Annotated in this window: 3 protein-coding genes; all 3 read left to right on the top strand. The window is 71.4% G+C overall.

Features of this window, described 5'->3' with window-relative positions; all coding sequences use genetic code 11:
• Positions 1 to 11: 11 nt before the first annotated feature.
• The 3 genes from HCC78_RS31965 to HCC78_RS31955 are packed head-to-tail and all read left to right on the top strand — an operon-like array spanning position 12 to position 2,993.
• The gene (locus HCC78_RS31965; RefSeq protein ID WP_172332733.1) at positions 12 to 851 is read left to right on the top strand and encodes a putative selenate ABC transporter substrate-binding protein; all 840 of its coding nucleotides are present in this window, start codon (positions 12 to 14) and stop codon (positions 849 to 851) included.
• Positions 848 to 1,510 carry an ATP-binding cassette domain-containing protein gene (locus HCC78_RS31960; protein ID WP_172332732.1) on the top strand — a complete coding sequence of 221 codons (663 nt, stop codon included), beginning with the start codon at positions 848 to 850 and terminating at the stop codon, positions 1,508 to 1,510. The genes HCC78_RS31965 and HCC78_RS31960 overlap by 4 nt, the downstream gene beginning before the upstream one ends.
• Positions 1,500 to 2,993 carry an ABC transporter permease gene (locus tag HCC78_RS31955; protein WP_172332731.1) on the top strand — a complete coding sequence of 498 codons (1,494 nt, stop codon included), beginning with the start codon at positions 1,500 to 1,502 and terminating at the stop codon, positions 2,991 to 2,993. The genes HCC78_RS31960 and HCC78_RS31955 overlap by 11 nt, the downstream gene beginning before the upstream one ends.
• Position 2,994: the final 1 nt, after the last annotated feature.

Raw genomic sequence — 2,994 nt, 5'->3', positions numbered from 1 at the left:
CCAAGTTCCGCCTGCTGCCCGTCCTGGCTGCCCTCCTCGCCACCGGTGCCTCCGCCGACACGCTGTATTTCTCGGCCATCCCGGACGAGGACGAGACCGCGCTGGTCGCGCGCTTCTCCAAGGTCGCCGACTACCTGGAAGAGAAGCTGGGCGTCGAGGTCGAGTTCGTCCCGGTGAAATCCTACGCCGCCTCGGTCACCGCCTTCCGCAACGACCAGATCCAGCTGGCCTGGTTCGGCGGGCTCACCGGCGTTCAGGCGCGGCTGATGACCCCCGGCGCGCGCGCCATCGCGCAGGGCGTCGAGGATCCGACCTTCATCACCTATTTCATCGCCAACACCTCGACCGGGCTGGAGAAATCCGAAGACTTCCCGATGGACATGAAGGGCCTGTCCTTCACGTTCGGCGCGCAGACCTCGACCTCCGGCCGGCTGATGCCGGACTACTGGATCCGCGAGAAGACCGGCGGCGCGCCGGAGGACTTCTTCTCCCGCGTGGGCTTCTCGGGCGACCATTCGCAGACGCTGCGGCTGGTGGCCTCGGGCGCCTGGGACGTCGGCGCGCTGAACTATGCCGTCTATGACAAGGCCGTCACCGAGGGCGCGCCCGAGACCGGGACCGCCAAGGTGATCTGGCAGACCCCGCCCTATCCGGACTACAACTGGACGATCCGCGGCGACGTGGACGCGCGCTTCGGCGAGGGCTTCGCCGACAAGGTGCAGGCCGCGCTGATCGCGATGGACGACCCGGACCTGCTGGCGAGCTTCCCGCGCGGGGGCTTCATCCCGGCCGCCAACGGGGACTACGCGCCGATCGAGGCCACGGCCAAGGCGCTCGACCTGATCGAATGACGATGCTCCGCCTCCAGGACGAAACGCTGGGCCATGGCGGCCGCGCGGTTCTCACCGGGGTCAGCCTGACGCTGGCCCCGGGCGAGCGCGTCGTGCTGCTCGGCCGGTCGGGGGCGGGAAAATCGACATTGCTGGCGGCGGTGCATGGCCGTCTGCGCGGGGACACCCGCGTCGCGCTGGTGCCGCAGGAGCACGGGCTGGTGCCGCAGCTTTCGGCGGAGAAGAACGCGCTGATGGGGCGGCTCGGCGATCACGGGGCGCTGCGCAACCTGCGCACCCTGGTGCATCCGCGCGCGGAAGACCGCGACGGGGTCCGCGCGGTCCTGGCCGGGCTGGGGCTGGAGGCGCAGGCAAGGCAGCGGGTCGAGACGCTGTCGGGCGGGCAGAAGCAGCGCGTCGCGCTGGCCCGCGCCTTCTGGCGCGGCGGCGCGATGCTGATCGCGGACGAGCCGGTCTCGGCGCTCGACGAGACGCAGGGCGCGCAGGTTCTGGACCAGATCGCGGAGCGCTTTCCAACCGCGCTGGTCGCGCTGCACGACGTGGCGCAGGCACGCGCCTTCGCCACCCGGATCGTCGGGCTTGCGCGCGGGCGGATCGTGCTGGATGCCGCCCCGGACATGATCGACGACCAGCGGATCGCGTCGCTCTATGGCGGCTGACCGGCTTTCCCGCACCCATGTCGCGGCCGGATTCTGCCTGGCCGCCCTGGCCTGCCTGCCCTTCGCGGATCTGGGCCTGTCGGGCGCCGATCCCTGGGACGCGCTCGCGCGGATGGGCGCGGGGCTGCTGCATCCCGATTTCTCCGCAGTCGAGGACATCTTCCGCGCCACCGCCCTGACCATCGGCTTCGCTCTGGCGGGCGTCACCATCGGCGGCATCGCCGGGCTGGTCCTCGCGCCGTTCTACCACCTGCGCGCGGTGCGCATTCCCGCCATCGCGCTGCGCTCGGTGCACGAGCTCTTCTGGGCGCTGCTGCTGATCGCCGCCATCGGGCTCGGCCCCACGGCGGGCGTGCTGGCCATCGCCCTGCCCTATGCAGGCATCTTCGCCAAGGTCTTCGCCGAGCAGATCGAGGAGGCCGACCCCCGCCCCGCCGCCTGGCTGGGGCCGGAGGCCGACGCGCTGACCCGGTTCCTGTGGACCCGCGCGCCGCTGGCGCTGCGGCCGATGTGGAGCTACTGGCTCTACCGCTTCGAATGCGGCATGCGCGCCTCGGCGGTGCTGGGCTTCGTCGGGCTGCCGACGCTGGGCTTCCAGCTCGACGCCTTCTTCAAGATCGGCAATTACGGGGCGGTCAGCGCGGTGATGGCCGTCTATGTCGTGCTGATCGCGACGATCCGGGTCTGGATGCGGCCCCGGCTGGTGCCGCTCTGGATCCTGGGGGCCTTCGCCCTGCTCGCCACGATCCCGGTGCCGCCGATGGGCTCCGGCGCGCTGCTGCGGGCGCTGCACGACATGGTTCCGGCGCCCGTGCGCAACGGCGACTGGGCCGGGCTGCTGCCCTGGCTCGGCGACAGGCTGTCGGGCGAGATCCTGCCCGGGCTCTGGTCGACGCTGGTCGCGGGGCAGATCGCGCTGGCGCTGACCGGGCTCATCGCCTTCCTCGCCTTCGGGCTGGTGGTCCGCGAGGTGGCGGGACGCGCCGGGCGCGTCGGCGCGGACCTCGTGCTTATCCTGCTGCGCAGCTTCCCCGAATACATGCTGGCCTACCTGTTCCTGCAGATCTTCGGCCCCTCGATGCTGCCCGCGGTGCTGGCGCTGGCGCTGCATAACGGCGCGATCATCGCCCATCTCACGGGGCGCGAAGCGGCCGGCGTCACGCGGGAACTCCGCCCCGATGCGCCGAAGGGCCTGACCCTCTGGGGATGGGAACTGGTGCCGCGGCTCTTCGGGCCGTTCCTGGCGCTCTGCCTCTACCGCTGGGAGATCATCCTGCGCGAGACCGCCGTGATGGGCCTGCTCGGCGTCGCGACCCTGGGCTTCTATGTCGATACCGCGATGCAGCAGCTGCGGCTCGACCGGGCGCTGGTCCTGCTGATCGCCTGCGGCCTGATGACGGCGGCGGTAGATGCGCTGTCCCGCGCCATCCGCAGCCGCCTGCGCGCCGCCACCCCCCACGAGGTCAAGCCCGACACCTGCTGAC

Source organism: Mangrovicoccus sp. HB161399 (assembly GCF_013184745.1).
Taxonomy (GTDB): Bacteria; Pseudomonadota; Alphaproteobacteria; order Rhodobacterales; family Rhodobacteraceae; genus Mangrovicoccus.
This window is presented reverse-complemented; position numbering and strand designations above follow the sequence as displayed.

Bases quoted from the DNA above. Each gene is read 5' to 3' on its own strand.
- HCC78_RS31960 (WP_172332732.1), top strand. From the start codon at position 848: ATGACGATGCTCCGCCTCCAGGACGAAACGCTGGGCCATGGCGGCCGC.
- HCC78_RS31955 (WP_172332731.1), top strand. From the start codon at position 1,500: ATGGCGGCTGACCGGCTTTCCCGCACCCATGTCGCGGCCGGATTCTGC.